The organism is Cytobacillus solani (assembly GCF_001420595.1).
GTDB classification, from domain to species: Bacteria; Bacillota; Bacilli; order Bacillales; family Cytobacillaceae; genus Cytobacillus; species Cytobacillus solani.
The window spans coordinates 2,361,147-2,382,700 of the sequence record NZ_LJIX01000006.1 but is presented as its reverse complement, the minus strand read 5'-3'; the positions used below and the strand labels follow the sequence as shown (position 1 = coordinate 2,382,700).

The window sequence follows — 21,554 nt, the reverse complement described above, 5'->3', positions numbered from 1 at the left end:
TAAAATCACCTAGTACAGTTTTTGTACTAGGTGATTTTTTGCTGTTAAAAAATCACAAAAGAGCTAAATAGTTGTATACCTGTTATTTAGTTTGCAAAACCTATAGTAAGTATAATGAATATGGAGGTTGTAAGCAAAATGACTAGCATGATTTTCATAAAAGAAGCAGGTATGGCTATGTATTTTTTTACCATTTATTCACTTTTTGGATGGCTGTTGGAGAATTGTTATAACCTCATTACCAACCGCAAATTTTTCAAACCCAACTTTCTCATTGGTCCTTTTAAACCGATGTATGGCTTTGCACCTTTGTTATTGGTTTATTTCGTCACACCTGAAACAAATTGGATGATTGCCATTCTTCTATGCTTCCTAATCCCAACTATTGTTGAATATGCAAGTGGGATGCTGCTGCAAAAGATTTTTAATCGGCAATGGTGGGATTATTCAAACCTCCCACTTCAGCTGCACGGCCATATTTGTCTTCCTTTTTCAGTCTGCTGGGTTGTGTTGTCCTTATTCTGTTTAAAGATAATCCATCCTGTCGTTCTTACCTCCTACGAAGGTATTGGTCTGATATGGAATTTCCTTTGGCCAATCACGTTATTTTACTTTTTTGTAGAATTCGTTGCTGCCATTCGCAGGCATACTACGCTCGCTCATTCAATTAGTCACTAATACACGGGGACGGCTCTCTCGTTTTCTTGTAAACAAAAGAACCGTCCCATATTGTGCTCGCAGATAAAAACAAAAATCATGGAAATACTAAAGCAAATTGATATTAGGAGGAATTCAAATGGGGATAAAAGGGAATGTAATATCTGTTTTTTCCCTTGGCGGCTTAAATGAAATCGGAAAAAATATGTATGTCATTGAATATGGAAATGATATTATAATTATCGATTGTGGAAATAAGTTTCCTGATGAAAGTTTGTTAGGGATTGATTTAATTATCCCCGATTTTTCTTACATTATCGAAAATAAAGATCGAGTGCGTGGCTTAATTGTTACACATGGCCATGAAGATCATATTGGGGGAGTCCCTTTCTTCTTAAAAGAAGTAAATGTGCCAGTATATGCGACACGATTCACATTGGGACTAATTGAACTCAAATTAAGGGAACATCGTTTTTTACGAGAAAGTGAACTGATTGAAATTAATTCAGATTCGGTCGTCCAAATCGGTGAAATGAATATTAACTTTTTCAAAGTAAATCATAGTATTCCCGATTGTTTAGGGATTGTATTCAATACTCCTGAAGGAACGATTGTACATACTGGGGACTTCAAGTTTGATTGGACCCCTGCGAATAATGAGCGTCCAGAAATTCACAAAATGGCTGAATTCGGGAATAAAGGTTTACTCCTCCTTTTATCGGAAAGTACCAATGCTGAGCGAACTGGCTATACTCCTTCCGAACAAATGGTAGGTGAAAATTTAGATCAGATTTTTATTAGGGCGAGACGAAAGGTGATTGTATCTACTTTCGCTTCAAATGTTAGCCGTATTCAACAGGTTGTCAATGCTGCGGAGAAAACGGAGCGAAAAATAGCATTACTTGGTCGGTCGATGGTGAATGTAGTAGGTGTGGCGATGGAACGTGGCTACTTAACCATTCCTAATGGTATGTTAATTGAAGCTCGTGAAATTAATGGCTTGCCTCCAGAAATGGTGACTATTTTATGCACTGGGAGTCAAGGAGAGTCCATGGCAGCCCTTAGTCGTCTGTCCACTGGAAACTTTCGTGATGTAGAGATTTTATCCGAAGATACGGTTATCATTGCAGCAGGTCCAATCCCTGGGAACGAAAGGAATGTAAGTAGTATTGTCGACAACTTATATAAACTTGGAGCTCATGTTATTTATGGATCTGGAAGTAGTTCAGGAATACATGTTTCAGGTCATGGGTATCAAGAAGATTTAAGGCTCATGCTAACTCTTATGAAGCCGAAATACTTTATTCCTATTCATGGGGAATATCGAATGCTGCATCATCACCGGATGCTTGCAGAATCAGTAGGTGTAGAAAAAGGCCATACTTTTATCTTAAGAAATGGTGATGTTGTAGATATAGAAAATGCTATTGCCCGTAGTACGAGAAACATCCCGAGTGGGAACACATATGTTGACGGAGTGGATATAGGGAAAATGGAATTTGTATTACGGGACCGTAAACAAATTTCAGAGGAAGGAATGCTCATAATTATTATACCGATGAATAAACAGGAAGGAAAACTACTATCCGAACCTGAAATTATTTCTCGAGGATTTGTCGATCAGAATTTCTCTGAACTCCGAAAAGGAATGAAACAAATGACGATTGAAACAATCAATGAGCTACATGAAGCAAATAGATATTCATGGAATGTCATAAAAAAACAATTAAAAAGGTCTGTTGCACAATATGTAAAAGAAGGTACGAGAAAGGAGCCAATGATTGTTCCTATCTTGATGGATATTTAAATTTGAAAAACCAATAATTTTCCCGTAAATAGTTAAATACGATAAAATAAGGCACAACGAGCGGTAAAAACCTGCTTGCTGTGCCTTATTTCGCGAATAATAATCTGGAGGAATTCTAATGGACATTAAAAATATACTTGTGGCCGGAGAATATGAAGAACTTTTTCAAAAACAATTAACAAATGAAGAATCTCAACATTTCCGATTTATTCCTGTTGATGAAATCACATTAGAAGATTTATCGTGGGCAGAAGCATATATTGGGTCTAAACCGTGTCCTGGCTTCAATCCATCAAATTTGAAATGGGTTCATTCCTTTAATGCAGGTGTAAATAACTTTTTAGAGATTGATGGATGGAAGGAAAATACCCTACTTACTCGTACCTTTTGTTCTTTTGGTGAAAGAATTAGTGAGTATTGCCTAAGCTATGTGTTAAGAGACCTCCAATTTCATAAGTATTTTAAGGAAAAACAGAGTCAAAAGGAGTGGGCTCCAAAGACGCCAAAAATGGTGAAGGATCTAACAATTGTTATTTTTGGATCGGGAGAAATTGGACAAGAAGTTGCAAAGACATTTGATCAGTTTGGTGCAAAGGTTTACGGCGTATCTCAAAGTGGAAAGCAAAAAGATTTTTTTAAAGAAGTCACGAAAACTACTTCTTCGGGTCCATTGCTAACACTTGCAGATTGGATAATAAGCACACTGCCTTTGACAAAGGAAACAAATAAACTTTTTGATAACGAGTTATTTAGCAACTTTAATGGGGCTGCTTTTATCAATGTCGGCAGGGGTGCAACAGTTGATGAAAAAGCACTGATTGAAGGTTTGAATGCAGGTAAAATAAGGTACGCAGTATTAGACGTACTTACTACTGAACCCCTTCCAGATGACTCAACATTATGGTTAAGAGACGATATTATTATCACCCCACATATTTCAGCAGTTACGGATCTGAATGAAGCGATTTCATACTTTTTTGACACATTACGTAAAATTGAAAAAAACGAAAAATTGCTTAATCAAGTTGATTTTTCAAAGGGGTATTAATTTACTAGTTTGTGATATATTGTAAGCAGAAAGATAAAATATTCGAGTTTAATATTGGAGGTGCTTCAGTGAAAATAGTCATCGCACCTGATTCTTTTAAAGGAGCCATCTCCGCACGAGATATTTGTACATCTGTGAAAGCTGGTGTGCATCGTGTTTTCCCAAAGGCAGAAGTAATAGAAGTTCCTTTAGCTGACGGCGGAGAAGGGACAATGGAGAATCTCGTCTATTCTTCTGGAGGTTCCTTCATAGAATTTGAAGTTAAGGGACCAATAGGAACACCCGTATTGGCAACAATCGGTTTATTAGGGGATCAAGAAACTGCGGTTATTGAAATGGCTCAAGCTTCTGGTCTTACACTCTTATCGAGAGAGGAAAGAAATCCATTGCTGGCAACAAGTTATGGAACTGGTGAGCTAATCAAGCACGCACTCGATAGAAACTATCGCAAGTTTATTATTGGTCTCGGTGGAAGTGCAACAAATGATGGAGGCACCGGGTTGTTGAAAGCATTAGGGGTAAGATTTTACTCAAATGATGGGCTTGAACTAGCTGAAGGCGGAGCAGCTTTAATAAACTTGGCATTTATAGATGATTCAGGTATAGATTCGCGAATTAAAGAGTCATCCATTTTAATTGCAAGTGATGTAACGAATCCTTTATGTGGTCCGAATGGGGCTTCAACAATTTTTGGTCCGCAAAAGGGCGCTTCTGCAAGTGACGTAATGAAATTGGATCAAGCATTATTTCATTATAGTAAAATTGTTCAGAAGCAAAAAAATATGAATCTCTGCAAGATTGTTGGCGGAGGAGCAGCTGGAGGAACTGGTGCAGCCTTAACAGCCTTTTTCCGTTCTTCGATACGATCTGGAATAGAAGTTGTAATGGGGGCTATTCAATTTGAAGAGAAAATAAAAGGGGCAGACCTCATCATTACAGGTGAGGGAAAACTAGATAGCCAGACACTCTCTGGAAAAGTAATCACAGGGGTTAGTAAAATAGCAAAAAAGCATCATATTCCAGTAATTGCACTATGTGGCAGCTTACTTCTAGATGAATATCAAATGAACGAACTGGGCATTAGCAGTGCATTTTCAATTGTACCTGGTCCTTGTTCACTTGAAACTGCCATGGCGAATTCATCAAAGTGGACGATAGAACGAACGGAGCAAATTATGCGTTTTCTTAGCGCTCTCACATAAAAATTTCATGGAGGAAATCATGTTGAAGCCGAAAATATTTATAACTAGAAAAATACCTATCCCAATCATAAATCAACTAGAGAAAAGCTTCGATGTATCTATTTGGGAGCATGAAGATATACCAGTTCCACAGAAAGTATTAGAAGAAAAAATTGCTGAGATAGATGGATTATTTTGCTTATTAACTGAAACAATTAATAAAGAATTACTAATTAACGCCACAAAGCTAAAAGTAATAAGCAATATGGCAGTAGGATATAACAATATTGATATTGAAGCAGCCTCCAAGAAAGGGATTATCGTTACTAATACACCAGGTGTGTTAACAGAAACTACCGCTGACCTGACATTTGCTCTTTTAATGGCTACTGCAAGAAGGATTCCAGAAGCGTCATCCTATATGCGGGAGGGAAAATGGGAGACTTGGTCTCCAATGCAGCTTACTGGTCAAGATATATTTAATTCCACAATTGGGATTATTGGCTTAGGGAGAATTGGAGAAGCACTAGCAAGGAGAGCAAAGGGATTCAATATGAATATCCTTTATCATAATCGAAACAGAAAGCTTCAGGCTGAGAAGGAATTAGGATTACAGTATACAACATTAGAGGACTTATTAAAAAAATCTGATTTTGTTTGTATCATGACTCCTTATACACCCGAAACACATTACATGATTCAGAAGGAGCAGTTTCTATTAATGAAGGATACAGCCATTTTGATAAACACTGCACGCGGAGGAATTGTGAACGAAAACGACCTATATCAAGCGCTTGCTGATGGAGAAATTTGGGCTGCAGGTCTTGACGTTTTTGAAATGGAGCCTGTCTCATTAGATCACCCATTGCTTACATTACCAAACGTAGTGACACTTCCCCACATAGGAAGTGCCAGCATCGCTACGCGAATGAAAATGGCAGAAGTTGCTGCAGATAATCTTCTCCTTGTGTTAAATGGAGATATTCCAAAGAATGTTGTGAATAAGTAACAGCTGCTATTTATAAGAAGATTGTCTTCTATTCACTTTAATTGTTCTCTGCCATCCTGCCCAGCGGACCATTTTCATCAATGATATCCTGCAGATCATAGACGGAAATTGGGAACATTGGGAAGCCAAATACATAAGGCGTTATTTCATAAAGCTGAAAATAGATGACAAGTGCTTTATCTGCAATGTAAAAGTCTTGATTTGGCTTAATTTCAGTTAATGGATTAAGAAGCTCGATATCTCGTTGTTTAATTTGCTTTTCTATCAAATCAGTTAGCCTTTTTGCATAATTGCTGCCCGGCTTAAATAAATCCTTAAGTGTACAAAGCTTTCCTTCATTTAAATCAAATGTTAATGATTTAATAATCGTCATGCCATGTGCTGCATGATAATGGTACGTATAATTTGAAAGTGATAGGCTAAGAACTTCCCGCTGGTTATTTTTTATTTCATAAGAACCGATTATTTCAACGACGGATGATGGATCTCCACCAACTAATTCATTAACAAGTAGTTGGGTCTGATGAACAATCTTTTGGTTAATATTTTGTTCTAATTGTACATTCTTCATTTTAAACACTTGAGGGTAATAAATATTTTTATCTTTACCACCACTTATCTTTTCTGTTCTAATACTTACAGGGAACGAAATCGGCATACTACTCCATCCTTTAAACATTTTTAACTATCTTATTCCAAATGAATAAATGGGTGAATGTAGAAAAATCTAGTAAGCAGTGAAGGGAATAGAATGAGAATCATAGGAATTTCTATTCTCAATTCCTCTATTAATTTATTGACAAATACTTTTTAAGCAATTAAAATTCAATTAAAGTTACCTATGCTATGCAAATGTATAGAAGGTAAGATTTTTTTCATACTATTTGAAAGCGATTACCTATTAGTTAATATTAAACATTCAGAAATTAGCAAATACTAAGTTTTTCTTTATCTTTTATAGAAACTATTTTTTTATTTTGATGTGTAACCGGTTACATGTTAGAAAGAGGGTATGATGTGAGCACAATTAAAGATGTAGCAAACGAAGCAAATGTATCTGTTGCTACTGTTTCAAGAGTGTTAAATAATAATGGCTATGTAAATGAGGATACGCGAAAAAAAGTTTTAAAGGCCATAGAGAAATTGGACTATAAACCGAATGCGGTTGCTAGGAGCCTTTTTAAAAAACAATCTAAAACAATTGCTCTCATCGTACCTGATATTAAAAACCCGTTTTTTCCAGAAATCGCTAGAGCAATTGAAGATGTTTTAAATAACAATGATTATACATTAATCCTTTGCAATTCAGACGAACATGAGGATAAGGAAAAAAAATATTTTGATGTCATGAAGCAAAAATATGTAGACGGTGTCATTATTGTTACGAGTACACTTGCACCGAACTATATTGAGAAAAATAATATCCCAATCGTTTCGCTTGACCGTCCCATTCATCAAAGTATTCCATCTGTTTCGGTCAACAATTATGAAGGAGCAAAGGAAGCGGTACAATACCTAAAAGCGATTGGATGCAAAAAAATTGCCCATGTTCGAGGTCCAGTAAGTGTTATTAACGCTGACGAACGTTATAAAGGCTATTTAAGTGAAGTATGTAATGAGCCTTGGTTTAGTGAGGAATTTATTATAAATGGAAATTATAACGTACTAGAAACTGCAAAGGCGACGATGGTACTATTATCCAAGCACCGTGATATTGATGGAATCTTTTCAGGGAATGATTATATGGCTTTAGGTGTATTGAAAGCCGCAACACAAATGGGAATAAGAATTCCACAAGATCTTTCATTGATTGGTTTTGATGGCATTCAGCTTTGTGAACTAACAAGTCCAGAAATTACAACGATGGCACAGCCTATATATGAATTAGGGGAGTCAGCAGCTAAACTTTTACTAAATATGATTGAAGGAAAAGCTGTAAATCCTGCACAGCAAGAATTTAAAGTATCTTTAAAAATAGGTCAATCAACTAAGGTCTTGAGGTGAAAATGATGACAAAAAAGAAAATCACTGTCATCGGCAGTATTAATATGGATATTGTAACAAGTACAAATATCCTTCCAAAAATGGGTGAAACGGTTTTAGGAAAAGCGTTTCACACCATCCCCGGTGGCAAAGGGGCAAATCAGGCAGTTGCTGCTGCAAGATTAGGCGCAGATGTAAGCATAATCGGGTGTGTCGGAAGAGATACATTTGGCAAAGAGTTAAAACAGCATTTGAATAACCAAGGAATAGATGTGCAAAATGTGGAACCGGTTACAGAAACTTCAACCGGCACAGCTACTATAACCGTTTTTGATGGAGATAACAGTATCATCGTCGTTCCGGGAGCCAACTATCATGTCACACCTGTTTATATCGAAAGATTAGAAAAAATCATTGCAGAAAGTGATGTTGTTTTACTTCAGCTGGAAATACCAATAGAAACAGTTGAGAAAGCGGTCGAAATTGCCAGCAAGCATAATGCAACAATCATTTTAAATCCAGCACCGATTCAGCTTTTATCAAAAGAACTTCTATCTAAAATTGACTATATTACACCAAATGAGCATGAACAAGAAATGCTGCTGACTTCTTCTGATTGGACAGACGAAGAAAGAAAAGAAATTATTAAAAAGTGCATTGTTACAAAAGGTTCAAAAGGTGTTTCCATTTTGAAGCGGAATGAACTCCAAATTCCTAGTTTCAACGTGGATGTCGTGGACACAACAGGTGCAGGTGATACGTTTAATGGCGCACTTGCTTATTGCTTAAGCATCGGTTATGAGCTAGAAGAAGCCTGCCATTTCGCTAACGCTGCCGCTGCCTTATCCGTAACAAAATTTGGTGCTCAAGGCGGAATGCCTACCCTCCAGGAGGTAGAGGAATTCCTGCAGCTAAGAGGGGAAAAGAGAAAATGAAAAAATTAGGGATATTAAATAGTCATATATCTGAAGTGCTTTCGCGACTTGGCCATACCGATACGATCGTTATTGCAGATTGTGGACTTCCTATTCCAGATGAAACGATTCGAATCGATTTAGCATTAAAACAGGGAGACCCTAGTTTCATTGATACGCTAGAAACATTGCTTGAAGATATGGCAGTTGAAAAAGCAACACTTGCTGTTGAAATTAAGGAGCAAAACAAACAAATCGATGAGAAGGTTACCTCTATTCTTAAAGATGTATCAATAGATTATATTTCCCACGAAGAATTTAAAGCACAAACAAAAAAGGCAAAAGCAGTCATCCGAACGGGTGAAGTAACTCCATATGCAAACATTATTTTACATGCAGGAGTGATTTTCTAATATGAATAGCCAACCAATTATTCAAATGAAAGGCATTTCAAAAGCATTCTCCGGAAATATCGTTTTGGAAAAAGTAGACTTTGAAATTATGCCTGGGGAAGTACATGCCCTCATGGGAGAAAATGGGGCTGGTAAATCAACTTTAATGAAAATTTTAACAGGTATATATGAAAGGGATGCCGGAACTGTTTCTGTTCGTGGGAGTGAGGTACATTTCAAAAATGCGAAAGAAGCAGAAATGGCAGGAATAGCCGTTATTCATCAAGAGCTAAATATTATACCTTATTTAACAGTCACTGAAAATATGTTCTTAGGAAAAGAGCTGACATTCGGGAAATTCGGAATGACAAAAGATAAAGAAATGAAGCAAAAGACGAAAGAATACTTAAACCGTCTTGGGATCGATATAGATCCTGCCATTGAGGCTGGCAATTTATCAGTCGGTCAGCAGCAAATGATTGAGATTGCTCGAGCGGTTGCTGCAAATACAGAAGTATTAATTATGGACGAGCCTACTGCGGCATTAACGGATCGAGAAATTGAAGCCTTGTTTAAAGTGATCCATTCCCTTAAAGAACAAGGGGTTGGAATTGTATATATTTCTCATCGAATGGAGGAAATATTTCAAATTTGCGATCGAATATCTGTTTTACGGGATGGACAATTCATCGGAGTGAAAGCGATTCCAGAAACAAACTTTGATGAAATTGTCAAAATGATGGTTGGCAGGCAGCTAGGTGACCGCTTCCCGGAACGAGATACAACCATAGGTTCTGAAAGGTTAAAAGTAGCTAATTTCTCAAGTAAGGGATCCTTTGAAAATGTCCATTTTACTATTCATCAAGGAGAAATTCTGGGTGTAGCCGGTTTAATGGGTGCTGGCCGGACGGAAATTATGGAAGCTATTTTTGGCTATCGGAAGGTACAGGAAGGAAAGCTCTTTATTGATGGAAAAGAGACAAAAATCAAATCACCATATGATGCGATAAAAGCTGGAATCGGCTTTATTACGGAAGACCGTAAAAGTGAGGGGCTAGTACTCGATTTATCCGTACGAGAAAACTTCTCATTGACCAACCTTAACAAAATTTCAAAAAAGAATATCATTTCTACAAAAGAGGAAGCAAGCTTTGTAGATGAGATGATTCAAAAACTACATGTAAAAACATCAAGCAGTGAACAATTAGTAAAATCACTCAGTGGCGGAAATCAACAGAAGATCGTAATTGGGAAATGGCTGGGAATTAACCCAAAAATCTTAATATTAGATGAGCCAACCCGTGGTGTGGATGTAGGAGCAAAAAAAGAAATTTATCAAATCATGAATGAATTAACAAAACTAGGTGTTTCTATTATTATGGTTTCTTCTGAGCTTCCAGAAATCTTAGGAATGAGCGACCGAATACTTGTTATTCATGAAGGGAAAGTATCCGCAATATTAAATAAGTCCGAGGCTGACCAAGAAATGATCATGCAAGCCGCGACAGGGGGAAATAAAAAATGAAGTCCTCAGCATTATTTTCGAAACAGTTACAAAAATTAGGACCTTTATTAGGATTAGTCATCATCACCGTCATCCTGGCAATTGTAAGTCCAAGCTTTTTAACAATGGACAATATCTTTAATGTACTACGTCAAGTATCAATCAATGCTTTAATCGCATTCGGAATGACATTTGTTATTTTAACAGGAGGAATTGATCTCTCGGTCGGTTCAATACTTGCTCTTTCATCAGCTGTTACTGCTGGTTTGTTAGCTAGTGGAATGGACCCGATCTTAGCCATTCTTATTGGCCTACTAGCAGGTGCTGTAATGGGGGCAATAAATGGATTCATAATTACAAAAGGGAAAGTCGCTCCTTTCATTGCCACATTAGCAACAATGACAATTTTTCGCGGATTAACTCTCGTATATACAGAAGGACGTCCGATTACAGGCTTATCAGATAGTCAGGTCTTTGAATTAATGGGGCGTGGATACCTAGGCTGGATACCGGTTCCTGTTATTTGGATGCTCATTTCCTATTGTATCCTTTACTTTATTTTAAAGAAGACTACATTCGGACGTAAAGTTTACGCAATTGGCGGGAATGAAGAAGCATCTATTTTATCTGGAATTCGCGTTGACAAAGTGAAAATTTGGATTTATTCCATAACAGGAACATTATCTGCACTTGCAGGAATAATTTTAACATCTCGTTTGAATTCTGCTCAGCCTACTGCAGGTGCATCCTATGAATTAGATGCAATTGCTGCAGTTGTATTAGGCGGTACAAGCTTATCTGGCGGAAAAGGCTGGATTTTCGGAACATTGATTGGAGCACTCATTATAGGGGTTTTAAATAATGGATTAAATTTGATGAATGTAAGTTCCTTTTATCAACAAGTAGTTAAAGGAGGTGTCATTCTTCTAGCAGTCTTATTAGATAGAAAGAAAGCGGCATAGTTTAATGCTCTAGTAATTTGTCCGCAGGAACATCTTATTTAATTTAAAACATTTTAGGAGGTCAATTACGTGAAAAAAGCATTTAAAGGATTATTGTTTATTACATTAATGATGGTTTTATTAGCTGGCTGTTCAACAGAGGCTCCCGGATCATCAGATAAGAGCGAAAAAGAAACTAGTGGTAAAAAGGACGATAGTGTAAAAATTGGTCTTTCTGTTTCTACTTTGAACAATCCATTCTTCGTTTCGTTAAAACAAGGTGCAGAAGATGAAGCAAAAGCTCAAGGTGCGGAAATTGTGACAGTTGATGCACAAAACGATTCTGCTAAACAAGTAAGTGATATCGAAGATTTAATTCAGCAAGGTGTTGATGTATTACTCGTTAATCCAACAGATTCTGCTGCCGTAGCAGTTGCAATTGAGTCAGCAAACAGTGCAAATATTCCTGTAATCACGGTAGACCGTAGTGCTGAAGGCGGAGAATTAGTGGCACATATTGCTTCTGATAACGTTGCTGGCGGCCAAATGGCTGGAGAATTTATTTTAGAAAAGTTAGGAAATAAAGGGAAAGTCGTTGAATTAGAAGGGATTCCTGGATCATCCGCTGCTCGTGAACGTGGAGAGGGTTTCCATAAAGCGGTTGACGCTGTTGCAGATGTTGAAGTAGTTGCAAAACAAGCGGCAGATTTTGACCGTGCAAAAGGCTTATCTGTAATGGAAAACATTTTACAAGGAAATAAAGATATTCAAGCAGTCTTTGCTCATAACGATGAAATGGCTTTAGGTGCATTAGAAGCTCTTCAAGCAGCTGGCTTAACTGATGTGATTGTTGTTGGTTTTGATGCAACTGACGATGCAGTCAAAGCTGTTGAAAGTGGAAATATGGCAGCAACTGTTGCTCAAAAGCCTGTTATTATTGGTCAGCAAGGGGTAACAACAGCTTTAAAAGTTGCTGGCGGCGAAACAGTTGATGAATTTATTCCGGTTGAGTTAGAGTTAGTAAAATAAGTATAGAGTATAAAAAAACTGCCGTTCATTTGAACGGCAGTTTTTATGTTAATAATCTGTAATAATGATATCCCTATCTAAAATCGTTTCGACAACTTCACTTACTTGAAATGAAACTTGCGGGGAATCATAATTTTCAAATGCATATTCGCATTTTGCCTTATAGCCCATGTTTTCAGTATAGTGAGCCATATGCCGATTAATATCTTCCTCTTTATCCTGTCTTGCTTTATGCCTTTCAATAACCGTGTCTCTATCAGCATATATAAAAAATCGAATGACACGATCCCCATACATCTTTTTTAATTTTTCAGTTCCTTCAGGATTTAAAGTCAAATAAACGAGGGCATGTGATTCAAAAGCTTTTATAATATCTTCTTCACGTATACCATAATAGAATCCATCAATTTTTACACATTCTAGAAATTCATTATTCGCCTCCAATTTTTTAAAAGTTTCTTTTTCAACAAAATGATAGTCTTCACCATCTTGTTCATAATGACGAGGGGGTCTAGTTGTATAGGAAAGGATTGTTTCCATATCAAACATTGTCGCGACCATTTTGGCAATCGTTTTTCTGCCAGATCCATCTGGACCTGTGTAAATAAATAATTTTTCTTTTTCTTTAATTTCGTACATAGATTTACCTCCTTAAATAGTTGATTTGATAGTGACGGTAAATGACAAAGCAGCAGCTTAGTAAAGAAAAAACTTCTGAGGGGGATAACTACGTGATAGTAGAGGAAAATCATTTAAATCAACTTTTTAGAAAGTTGATTTAAACAGCCTAATTATATCAGTTTTTTCTAAAAATTGGGGTTAATTGAACGTTTTGTAAAAATATTTTAAAACTTGTAACTAATTAAAATAAAGGAATACAATAGTTATTGTCGAAATGTGTTCATATAAAATTGTAAATGTTAAGTTTATTCATCGATGATAGGAGAGATCTATATGTCAGTTAAGGAAGGATACATAAAAGTTACAGGAGGGAACGTGTGGTATCAGATTCACGATACGTATACAGATAAAACACCTGTTATTATTCTACACGGCGGCCCAGGTTCATCCCATTATTCGCTCCAAGGCTTAAATGTTCTTTCTGAGGATCGTCCCGTTATCTTTTATGATCAATTAGGCTGTGGAAAATCGGATCGACCAGCAGACCCCTCTTTATGGAAGATTGAGAGATTTGTAGAAGAATTAGTGAAAATTAGAACTGCTCTTTCTTTAGACAAAGTCCATATCCTAGGACATTCCTGGGGAACAACACTAGCAGCAGCTTATATTTTATCAAAACCAGAAGGTGTAGAAAGTGTTATTTTTTCAAGCCCATGTTTAAGTGCCCCACTTTGGGCAGAAGACCAGGCGAGAAACCGGCAACAATTACCAGTGGAGGTACAAGCAGTATTAAAAGCATGTGAAGATAATGGAACAACTGATTCAGAAGAATATAAGGCTGCCACCGCTGAATTCAATAAACGCTTTGTCTGCCGTCTTGACCCAATGCCTGCTTTCTTAAAACAAGGTGCACAATACAAAAATCCAGATGTCTATAATATTATGTGGGGGCCATCAGAATTTCATGTAACTGGAAATTTAAAAAACTTCGATTGCACTTCACAATTAAAGGATATGGGTATCCCAACATTATATACGTGTGGCCGATATGATGAAGCTACCCCAGAATCAACGAAATATTTCAGCAGCCTTACACCCGGAGCGAAATTCCATGTTTTTGAAAACAGTGCACACATGCCTTATTTAGAGGAAACGGATGAGTATATGATGGTAGTAAGGGAATTTTTAAGCAGTGTAGATCATAACAGTTAATATGCACGAATAAGTAGGTGAGATATTTGTTTTTCATGTCAAGGTGTAAAGGAATTTCGGCAGGGTATCTCTTCTTTCCGATCTTATTCTTTATAGACATACATATTTCCATCTTGCTTGGACTATTTCTAAATATTCCAATGATCATTGACGGATTGACCCAGAAGTTGAAGTTTAGAATGAGCAATAATGGATTACGATTCCTGACAGGGGTCATTTGCGGACTGGGGCAAAGTATTTTAATTGTCAGTATAAGTGATTACATTGTTTCTCTGATCCAATAAAATAAGACGACAGAAATTATATATATTTATACCCGGGAGTGGAAAATCAATTGAGCAGAGAAAAAATCGCACTAAACTATGCACTAATGATTGAAATGATAAGAAGAAGCGGAACAACAGATCTCAAAATGATTCATTTGCTAAAAAATGGTATTAGCAAGGATTTTACTCCTTACGGAGAAGGGATTCCTGACTGGCAAACGTTTATTGATTTTTATAGAACCCATTCCGAAAGATTAGAAAAAGCCATTTTAAATGGGTATAAAATTACTTTTCTCACAAAAAATGCACTAAAAAGACTATTAAAAATTAAATATGGTTTAGAAGAAAATATTGATTATCAGGTCTTTGAGGACTACTTAGATGGACTGGTCTTTACAAAAAGTCAGTTTGATGACTTACAAAATACTATTTCTATAAACTGGAAAGTAATAGATAAGAATTCTATTAACGAAAAACATCATATTAAAATCGAGTTACACTATAGGAAGTATTGAAAACGAGTATGTTATGATATAACTATACTTATAAATTCATATCTTTTGAAAAGAGGGAATTTTATGCACAAGGATTTTTTCATTACTAATCGCAATCATTTATATGAGGAATTAAAGGATCAATTTCTTCTAGTTTTATTTGCTGGGAAAGCGCCGCAAAAATCAGCAGATGAGGCATATAAGTTTGTTCCTAATCGTAATTTTTATTACAATACAGGGATCGACGAACCAAATATTATATTTATGGCTCGAAAAAAAGGAAGTAAAGTTGAGGAATTCCTTTTTATTGAAAAATCTGATCCCATTTTAGAAAAATGGGTAGGAAAGTCTATTTCCATCAGCGAGGCAATTGACACATCTGGAATCGACAACATTCTATATCTTGACCAATTCGAATCTACAGTGTCTCAAACGCTTATTTCAGAATCAGTTTTTCACGTTTATTTAGATCTAGAACGCAGAGAATTAGATTCTTCGACAACAAAGGCACAGCAATTTGCTAGTAAAATCCAAGCAAATTATCCATATGTTCAAATAAATAATGTTTATCCAGCTATTAGCGAACTTCGCGTTTACAAAACACCGGAAGAGATTGAAAAAATCAAAAAAGCGATTGAAATTACCCAAAATGGCATTAGAAATGTAATGAAGCATGCTAAGCCAGGTATGAAGGAATATCAGCTTGAAGCCCATTTTGACTTTATTTTAAATACTGAAGGTGTTAGAGAGCACGCGTTTCCAACAATTGTTGCGAGTGGAAAAAATGGCACTGTCCTTCATTATGAGAAAAATAATGCTCTTGTTGAAGACGATCGTCTCGTTCTTCTTGATTTAGGGGCACAATTTGAATACTATAATGCCGATATTAGCTACACCTTTCCAGTAAACGGGAAATTTACAGAAAAGCAAAAAGTGTATTACAATATCGTCTTAAAAGCTTTGAGAGAAACAACCGCTCTTATTAAACCAGGAGTGCCATTTGCAAACCTAAATGAAATGACAAAGAAAATACTTGCAGAAGAATGTATGAAAGTTGGATTAATTAAAGAGGAAAATGAGATTAGTGAATACTATTATCACGGTGTCAGCCATTTTCTTGGTTTAGATACACATGATGTAGGAAGTTATAAAGATTTAGTTTTACAGCCTGGAATGGTACTTACTGTGGAGCCAGGTCTTTATATTGCAGATGAAGAAATCGGCATTCGAATTGAAGATGATGTATTAGTAACAGAAGAAGGGCATGAAGTGCTTACGAAAGACATCATTCGTTCGATAGAAGATATAGAAGCGTTTATGCAAAAATAAGTTGCAAAGCCATTATTACTTAACGTAATAATGGCTTTTTTTATTAATTACTAGCATAAGATTTACTTGACATAAAGTTAAGGCTATTCATATAATAGTAATTGATAACAATTATCATTATCAATAAGTGGAAGGAAGTGATTTTTTGACTTCAATTATACAAACAGATTTTTCAAAAATGCCAGGTCATTGGGTACTCGCTAAAATGGGAAAACGTGTCCTGCGCCCTGGTGGGATTGAACTAACAAAAAAGATGCTCGATCACTTACATATAACAGAAGATGATGATGTAGCTGAATTTGCTCCTGGTCTGGGGATTACAGCAAAAAGCGTCCTAGAGAAGAAGCCTAAATCTTATATTGCTATTGAACAAAATGATGTTGCTGCTAAACAGGTTATTAAATACCTGCCTCCAAACAATGCTATTTGTATAATTGGTGATGCTCAAAATACAAAACTACCGAGTCAATCGGTTGATGTCTTATACGGAGAAGCAATGCTGACAATGCAATCACCGCAGCAAAAAGAAGAGATTATTGAAGAAGCTTATCGAATCTTACGTAAGGGTGGAAGGTATGGGATTCATGAGCTCTGTTTAAATCCAAATAACATCGATGAAGAATTGAAATCGACGATTCGTCGTGATTTAGCAAATGTCATTCGTGTAAATGCTAAACCGCTGACTGTATTTGAATGGAAATCTCTTTTTGAAAATAAAGGTTTTAATGTTGTAATCATTGAGATGCGGCCCATGCATTTATTAGAAAAGAAGAGGATGATTCAGGACGAAGGAGTAAAGGGATTTGCAACAATCGTAAAAAATATTGCGGTGAATCCTGATGCAAGAAAACGAATAGAAGATATGCATGGTACTTTTAAGAAATATGAAAAGTATTTAGGAGCGATTAGTATTGTCATGGAGAAACAATAATCAGCAGATATAAACAGGGAGAGTAAATTAGATATTTACTCTCCTTTTTCCATTTATTAATTAAATAAAGAATTACATTTATTTACATGGAGAAGCTAAATTTGAATACTTAAGAAAGGGGAATAAGACATTATGCAAACGTTGACACAAACAGAAGTGGAAAATTTGCGAAGAATCATTGGCGAACATGGAATGATCGCTAACAAATTAGAAGCTTATGCTCAAACAGCCATGGATCCTGAATTAAAAACGATGCTGCAAAGGGATGCTCAAGCAGCAAAAACAGCGCAGCAGCAGCTTTTGACATTCTTACAATAAGGAGGAACTCTTTGTGCTACAGGATAAAGATATTGTTAATGATTATTTAAATGGATTAAATGCAAGTTTAAAAAGCTATGCAGGTTACATTAGCGATACAAATAATGCCGAGTTAAGACAAACCTTAATTCAATTAAGAAATGCTGATGAGTCTCGGCAGCGGACTGTTTATAATTATGCTCTTCAAAAAGGAGATTATAAGCCTGCACAATCAGCCACACAAGAGGAAATTCAACAAGTACGAACAGAGTTAACATCTGGACAATAATAAAGTTTAAACAGCAAAAATCCACTTGTTTCCCATTATAAGCAAGTGAATTTTTGCTGTTTAGGGGCAGTAAAATTTCATTGATTTATTATTATGGTAAAATAACTCTATTCAAAAAACAACATTCATGCAATGTTTGATAAGGGGTAAAGTAATGACAAAAGTAGGGTTAGTAATGAGGAAAATTCAATTTACGGAAGCACAAGGTCCACGGATCTTCGCTGAACGTCTCAAAACGATTGGAGAAGAACTTGGCATTGAAATTGTTTTCATATCGCCGGAACGGCATGTGAGCGGATATGACTGGCTTCCAGGATATGAGCATGAAAAAGGAGATCTCGTTAACTATGACATTGTACTAGATCAAATAAATACGCAAAAAATTGAACATGTTATCTACACTGTTTCCGGTTTTACTTATTTAAAAATGTTTTTGAAAAATAGTGTGCTTTTTCCACATAGTTTTCCTGATCCGGCTTTGACAGGATATGAGATGATGAAGCCTTTCTATCAAATCGTAGATAAAGCAATTGTCCAAACCGAATTTTTAAAAAGGGAAATGGCACGTCATTTTGGTGTTCGCGATGTAACTGTTATTCCGATCGGATTCAATGAAACTCTTGCGAATAAATACTATGATCCTTCTCAAGTTGTAGAAAATCGGATCCTTTGGATTGGCAGAGATGAAGAAAACAGAAGACCTGATATAGTGATCGAGTATGCTCGGAGAAACTCAGATAAAGAAGTATATATGGTCTTCGGAGGTGAGCGGTATCGAGAAAGTATGAAAAAATATCAAATTCCTAGCAATGTTAAACTACAGTTTGCACTATCACAAGATGAAATCTTCACCTTGATGAATTCTGCAAAGGTGTATTGGAGCTGTTCTAAGTTTGACACTTTTGCAATGCCTTTAACAGAAGCTTTAGCAATGGGGAAAATTATCGTTAAACCAGAGCATCCATGCTATGATCATATCAGTGCAAAGCATTCCTTCTCCGGTAACGAAAAGAACTGGTTTGAACTTGTTAATATGGCTGCTTCCGTTCCAATTAAAGCATCAAAGGAGAATCGTAATTATGCATTTGATGCCTTTTCGAACACGGTGATGAGAGAAGGCTATCGTACATTCTTTAATGAGTGGATAAAGTAGGATTAAACTTTAAAAGCAATTAGCCGATTGGTAGACAATTCACCGATCGGCCATTTTTATCCAATAGCGCATTCATGATTAAATATTATTAAGGTTCAAACTTTTTGTGAGTAAACAAGAAAGTATGACAAAGAATAATCGTAATACTTAAAAAAATGGAGATGGATCCCATGTCAAACACGAATCAAATACCTCGCGAAGATGGAATAGATCATAGCTTGAGCCTTTTGAGAGAAGGATATATGTATATTTTAAATAGACGCCGGAGCTTTCAATCTGATATCTTTGAGACCCGCTTACTTGGAAATAAAGTAATTTGTATGGGTGGAAAGGAAGCAGCTGAGGTTTTTTATGACACTGAAAAGTTCAAAAGAAAAAATGCAGCACCTAATCGGGCGGTGCAAACATTGTTTGGAAAAAATGGTGTACAAAGTTTAGATGATAAGGAGCATAAACAGCGAAAGGAAATGTTTATGTCCGTTATGTCCCCTGACGAATTAAAAAAACTGATTAACATGACAAAAGAACAATGGCAGGTTGCAGTAAATAAATGGAGGGATATGGATGAAGTTATCCTTTATGATGAAGTACAGGAACTTTTGTGCAGAACCGCCTGCCAATGGGCAGGTGTGCCGCTTCCAGAAGAGAAAGTTAATGAGCTGTCAAAAGATTTAGGAGCAATGTTCGAGTCTGCTGCTAAAGTAGGTCCAAGTCATTGGAAAGGGAGAAACGCAAGAAATCAAGTAGAAAAGTGGGTTGGAGATCTCATTGATAAGGTTCGTGCCGGAAACGTACAGCCTCCGAAAAATTCTGTATTAGATCAATTTGTCTGGCACCGTAATCCTGATGGAAATCTACATGACACTAAGACTGTTGCTGTAGAGATCATCAACATTTTACGGCCGATTGTGGCGATCGCCATATATATCAACTTTCTAGCATTGGCCGTGTATCATCATCCAGAAGAAACTAAAAAGCTCAAAACTAATGATAAAAATTATCCTGAACTGTTTATACAAGAAGTCCACCGTTTCTATCCTTTTTTTCCTTTTGTAGCGGCTTTGGTAAAAAAGGATTTTACTTGGAAGGGCTATACATTTAAAAAAGACACATTGACATTGCTGGATATCTACGGTACAAATCATGACACAAATATTTGGGATAATCCTGATCGATTTAATCCCAAACGATTTGAAAACCGTGAAGAAAATCTATATGATTTTATCCCTCAGGGTGGTGGTGATTATTTTTTTGGCCATCGCTGCGCTGGGGAGTGGTTAACCCTTGAAGTATTAAAAGTAAGCCTTGACTTTTTAGTAAACCAAATAAATTATGAAATCCCTGACCAAGATTTAAGTTTTAGCATGGTTAGTATGCCAAGTATTCCTCATAGCAGAATAGTGATTAAAAATGTCAAGTAATCACCATTAGCGATTGATCAGTTATTCCATACATTATAAAACGGTGATTAAATCCAACCATTTAACTCACAACTATTTACGATTATAAAAGTTTGAACCGCCTTTACATTTGTGTATGGCGGTTTTTTTACTACACTCGGTTTCCTACATTAAAATAATGAAAGAAAGCCTATGTTATACTTAAATATCATATTTGAAGGTTTTTGATATACAATTACCGACTAATAGATAAAGAATAGGGAAAAATAAAAGCAAGCATTAAATCAAGCATGCTCACATTCATATAAGCTGGGATAGATGCATTGTACTCAATTTTTATTACAGATTTTATTAAATCAAAATTATGGAGGATTTTAATTATGTCAAAAGATTTTTATTCTGTTTTAAAAGAAAGACGTTCATATTATGGAATTAATAAAGATATCTCCGTATCTGAAGAGAGAATTAAGGAAATTATTGAATTTGCAGTAAAATATACTCCGTCTGCCTTTAACTCTCAAACGGCACGCCTAGTTGTATTAACTGGAGATGCACATAATAAATTATGGGATATTACAACAAAGACTTTAAAAGAAGTTGTTGGAAATGGGGATTTCACAGGGACACAGCAAAAAATGGACTCATTTAAAGCAGGGTATGGTACTGTCTTATTTTTTGAAGATGAAGCAATTGTCAAAGCCCTTCAAGAACAATTTGCTTTATATGCTGATAATTTTCCTATTTGGTCCGATCAGGCTTCTGGTATGCACCAATTAGTAGTGTGGGCTGGATTAGAGGCAGAAGGTCTAGGTGCCTCATTACAACACTATAATCCACTAATTGATAATGAAGTAAAAAGAGAATGGGGTATTCCTTCTAATTGGAAATTAATTGCTCAAATGCCTTTTGGAAATCCAACTGCACAACCTGGTGAAAAAGAATTTAAGCCACTTGAAGACCGTGTTAAATTCTTAAAATAAAGAGAATTTATCTTAACCTGATAATAAGCTTATTATCAGGTTTTTTTATTCACGTAATAAACCATGTAATGTGCTAAAACCATTATTCAGTTTTTGATAAAGAATAAATTGTTCATA

General features: G+C 36.1%; 23 protein-coding genes. 21 read left to right on the top strand and 2 right to left on the bottom strand.

Translation table 11 applies throughout. The features are described 5' to 3' along the window. Nucleotides 1-138 precede the first annotated feature (138 nt). The 5 genes from AN957_RS13720 (at nucleotide 139) to AN957_RS13700 (ending at nucleotide 5,702) form a co-directional block, all read left to right on the top strand. Nucleotides 139-678, top strand: a complete 540-nt coding sequence (locus AN957_RS13720) for a putative ABC transporter permease (RefSeq protein ID WP_231690070.1) — start codon at nucleotides 139-141, stop codon at nucleotides 676-678. A gap of 118 nt (nucleotides 679-796) precedes the next feature. After that, a complete protein-coding gene (locus tag AN957_RS13715) occupies nucleotides 797-2,464 on the top strand; it encodes a ribonuclease J (protein ID WP_056684683.1) in 1,668 nt (555 codons plus the stop codon). Between the two features lie 118 nt (nucleotides 2,465-2,582). Further along, nucleotides 2,583-3,512 (top strand): D-2-hydroxyacid dehydrogenase, encoded by a 930-nt coding sequence (locus AN957_RS13710; protein ID WP_056684680.1) that lies wholly within the window; start codon nucleotides 2,583-2,585, stop codon nucleotides 3,510-3,512. A 68-nt stretch (nucleotides 3,513-3,580) separates the two neighbouring features. Beyond that, complete coding sequence (locus AN957_RS13705; protein ID WP_056684676.1) at nucleotides 3,581-4,714, top strand: glycerate kinase; 1,134 nt, start codon at nucleotides 3,581-3,583, stop codon at nucleotides 4,712-4,714. Nucleotides 4,715-4,736: 22 nt separating this feature from the next. Next, nucleotides 4,737-5,702 (top strand): 2-hydroxyacid dehydrogenase, encoded by a 966-nt coding sequence (locus tag AN957_RS13700; RefSeq protein WP_056687183.1) that lies wholly within the window; start codon nucleotides 4,737-4,739, stop codon nucleotides 5,700-5,702. A gap of 37 nt (nucleotides 5,703-5,739) precedes the next feature. Here the strand turns inward: AN957_RS13700 and AN957_RS13695 are convergent, their stop codons facing one another. Beyond that, nucleotides 5,740-6,360 carry a DUF3298 and DUF4163 domain-containing protein gene (locus AN957_RS13695; RefSeq protein ID WP_075209148.1) on the bottom strand — a complete coding sequence of 207 codons (621 nt, stop codon included), beginning with the start codon at nucleotides 6,358-6,360 and terminating at the stop codon, nucleotides 5,740-5,742. A gap of 359 nt (nucleotides 6,361-6,719) precedes the next feature. Here AN957_RS13695 and AN957_RS13690 point away from each other — a divergent pair, with 359 nt between their 5' ends. The 6 genes from AN957_RS13690 (at nucleotide 6,720) to rbsB (ending at nucleotide 12,465) form a co-directional block, all read left to right on the top strand. Continuing rightward, nucleotides 6,720-7,706, top strand: a complete 987-nt coding sequence (locus AN957_RS13690) for a LacI family DNA-binding transcriptional regulator (RefSeq protein ID WP_056684672.1) — start codon at nucleotides 6,720-6,722, stop codon at nucleotides 7,704-7,706. 5 nt (nucleotides 7,707-7,711) lie between these two features. After that, nucleotides 7,712-8,620: a ribokinase gene (rbsK, locus tag AN957_RS13685; protein WP_056687179.1), complete on the top strand. Its 909-nt coding sequence runs from the start codon at nucleotides 7,712-7,714 to the stop codon at nucleotides 8,618-8,620. After that, nucleotides 8,617-9,012: a D-ribose pyranase gene (rbsD, locus tag AN957_RS13680; RefSeq protein WP_053476043.1), complete on the top strand. Its 396-nt coding sequence runs from the start codon at nucleotides 8,617-8,619 to the stop codon at nucleotides 9,010-9,012. The genes rbsK and rbsD overlap by 4 nt, the downstream gene beginning before the upstream one ends. A 1-nt stretch (nucleotide 9,013) precedes the next feature. Continuing rightward, nucleotides 9,014-10,516 carry a sugar ABC transporter ATP-binding protein gene (locus tag AN957_RS13675; RefSeq protein ID WP_056684669.1) on the top strand — a complete coding sequence of 501 codons (1,503 nt, stop codon included), beginning with the start codon at nucleotides 9,014-9,016 and terminating at the stop codon, nucleotides 10,514-10,516. Beyond that, nucleotides 10,513-11,457 carry an ABC transporter permease gene (locus AN957_RS13670; protein WP_053476041.1) on the top strand — a complete coding sequence of 315 codons (945 nt, stop codon included), beginning with the start codon at nucleotides 10,513-10,515 and terminating at the stop codon, nucleotides 11,455-11,457. The genes AN957_RS13675 and AN957_RS13670 overlap by 4 nt, the downstream gene beginning before the upstream one ends. A gap of 69 nt (nucleotides 11,458-11,526) precedes the next feature. Further along, nucleotides 11,527-12,465: a ribose ABC transporter substrate-binding protein RbsB gene (rbsB, locus tag AN957_RS13665; protein ID WP_380000687.1), complete on the top strand. Its 939-nt coding sequence runs from the start codon at nucleotides 11,527-11,529 to the stop codon at nucleotides 12,463-12,465. A 48-nt stretch (nucleotides 12,466-12,513) separates the two neighbouring features. Here the strand turns inward: rbsB and AN957_RS13660 are convergent, their stop codons facing one another. Then, nucleotides 12,514-13,104: a guanylate kinase gene (locus AN957_RS13660; RefSeq protein WP_053476040.1), complete on the bottom strand. Its 591-nt coding sequence runs from the start codon at nucleotides 13,102-13,104 to the stop codon at nucleotides 12,514-12,516. Between the two features lie 315 nt (nucleotides 13,105-13,419). Here AN957_RS13660 and AN957_RS13655 point away from each other — a divergent pair, with 315 nt between their 5' ends. The 10 genes from AN957_RS13655 to AN957_RS13615 all read left to right on the top strand — a co-directional run bounded on the left by AN957_RS13655 (nucleotide 13,420) and on the right by AN957_RS13615 (nucleotide 21,437). Then, a complete protein-coding gene (locus AN957_RS13655) occupies nucleotides 13,420-14,298 on the top strand; it encodes a proline iminopeptidase-family hydrolase (RefSeq protein WP_056684666.1) in 879 nt (292 codons plus the stop codon). Nucleotides 14,299-14,333: 35 nt separating this feature from the next. Next, nucleotides 14,334-14,582 carry a DUF2085 domain-containing protein gene (locus tag AN957_RS26920; RefSeq protein WP_142108837.1) on the top strand — a complete coding sequence of 83 codons (249 nt, stop codon included), beginning with the start codon at nucleotides 14,334-14,336 and terminating at the stop codon, nucleotides 14,580-14,582. 50 nt (nucleotides 14,583-14,632) lie between these two features. After that, on the top strand, nucleotides 14,633-15,079 hold the full coding sequence (locus AN957_RS13650) for a hypothetical protein (protein WP_053476038.1): 447 nt from the start codon (nucleotides 14,633-14,635) through the stop codon (nucleotides 15,077-15,079). A gap of 63 nt (nucleotides 15,080-15,142) precedes the next feature. Beyond that, nucleotides 15,143-16,387 (top strand): aminopeptidase P family protein, encoded by a 1,245-nt coding sequence (locus AN957_RS13645; protein WP_053476037.1) that lies wholly within the window; start codon nucleotides 15,143-15,145, stop codon nucleotides 16,385-16,387. A 145-nt stretch (nucleotides 16,388-16,532) separates the two neighbouring features. Then, complete coding sequence (locus AN957_RS13640; RefSeq protein ID WP_231690068.1) at nucleotides 16,533-17,318, top strand: class I SAM-dependent methyltransferase; 786 nt, start codon at nucleotides 16,533-16,535, stop codon at nucleotides 17,316-17,318. A gap of 132 nt (nucleotides 17,319-17,450) precedes the next feature. After that, on the top strand, nucleotides 17,451-17,636 hold the full coding sequence (locus tag AN957_RS13635) for a hypothetical protein (protein ID WP_053476036.1): 186 nt from the start codon (nucleotides 17,451-17,453) through the stop codon (nucleotides 17,634-17,636). 13 nt (nucleotides 17,637-17,649) lie between these two features. Beyond that, nucleotides 17,650-17,904, top strand: coding sequence for a spore coat protein (locus tag AN957_RS13630; RefSeq protein WP_053476035.1), 255 nt, complete (start codon nucleotides 17,650-17,652; stop codon nucleotides 17,902-17,904). 154 nt (nucleotides 17,905-18,058) lie between these two features. Beyond that, on the top strand, nucleotides 18,059-19,057 hold the full coding sequence (locus AN957_RS13625) for a glycosyltransferase (protein WP_053476034.1): 999 nt from the start codon (nucleotides 18,059-18,061) through the stop codon (nucleotides 19,055-19,057). Nucleotides 19,058-19,227: 170 nt separating this feature from the next. Next, nucleotides 19,228-20,478 (top strand): CYP152 family fatty-acid peroxygenase CypC, encoded by a 1,251-nt coding sequence (cypC, locus tag AN957_RS13620; RefSeq protein WP_056684663.1) that lies wholly within the window; start codon nucleotides 19,228-19,230, stop codon nucleotides 20,476-20,478. Nucleotides 20,479-20,837: 359 nt separating this feature from the next. Then, nucleotides 20,838-21,437 carry a nitroreductase family protein gene (locus tag AN957_RS13615; protein ID WP_053476032.1) on the top strand — a complete coding sequence of 200 codons (600 nt, stop codon included), beginning with the start codon at nucleotides 20,838-20,840 and terminating at the stop codon, nucleotides 21,435-21,437. Nucleotides 21,438-21,554 lie beyond the last annotated feature (117 nt).

Bases quoted from the DNA above. Each gene is read 5' to 3' on its own strand.
- AN957_RS13655 (WP_056684666.1), top strand. From the start codon at position 13,420: ATGTCAGTTAAGGAAGGATACATAAAAGTTACAGGAGGGAACGTGTGG.
- rbsK (WP_056687179.1), top strand. From the start codon at position 7,712: ATGACAAAAAAGAAAATCACTGTCATCGGCAGTATTAATATGGATATT.
- AN957_RS13615 (WP_053476032.1), top strand. From the start codon at position 20,838: ATGTCAAAAGATTTTTATTCTGTTTTAAAAGAAAGACGTTCATATTAT.
- AN957_RS13720 (WP_231690070.1), top strand. From the start codon at position 139: ATGACTAGCATGATTTTCATAAAAGAAGCAGGTATGGCTATGTATTTT.
- AN957_RS13645 (WP_053476037.1), top strand. From the start codon at position 15,143: ATGCACAAGGATTTTTTCATTACTAATCGCAATCATTTATATGAGGAA.
- cypC (WP_056684663.1), top strand. From the start codon at position 19,228: ATGTCAAACACGAATCAAATACCTCGCGAAGATGGAATAGATCATAGC.
- AN957_RS13675 (WP_056684669.1), top strand. From the start codon at position 9,014: ATGAATAGCCAACCAATTATTCAAATGAAAGGCATTTCAAAAGCATTC.
- rbsD (WP_053476043.1), top strand. From the start codon at position 8,617: ATGAAAAAATTAGGGATATTAAATAGTCATATATCTGAAGTGCTTTCG.
- AN957_RS13635 (WP_053476036.1), top strand. From the start codon at position 17,451: ATGCAAACGTTGACACAAACAGAAGTGGAAAATTTGCGAAGAATCATT.
- AN957_RS13625 (WP_053476034.1), top strand. From the start codon at position 18,059: ATGACAAAAGTAGGGTTAGTAATGAGGAAAATTCAATTTACGGAAGCA.
- AN957_RS13695 (WP_075209148.1), bottom strand. From the start codon at position 6,360: ATGCCGATTTCGTTCCCTGTAAGTATTAGAACAGAAAAGATAAGTGGT.
- AN957_RS13660 (WP_053476040.1), bottom strand. From the start codon at position 13,104: ATGTACGAAATTAAAGAAAAAGAAAAATTATTTATTTACACAGGTCCA.
- AN957_RS13670 (WP_053476041.1), top strand. From the start codon at position 10,513: ATGAAGTCCTCAGCATTATTTTCGAAACAGTTACAAAAATTAGGACCT.
- AN957_RS26920 (WP_142108837.1), top strand. From the start codon at position 14,334: ATGTCAAGGTGTAAAGGAATTTCGGCAGGGTATCTCTTCTTTCCGATC.
- AN957_RS13710 (WP_056684680.1), top strand. From the start codon at position 2,583: ATGGACATTAAAAATATACTTGTGGCCGGAGAATATGAAGAACTTTTT.
- AN957_RS13715 (WP_056684683.1), top strand. From the start codon at position 797: ATGGGGATAAAAGGGAATGTAATATCTGTTTTTTCCCTTGGCGGCTTA.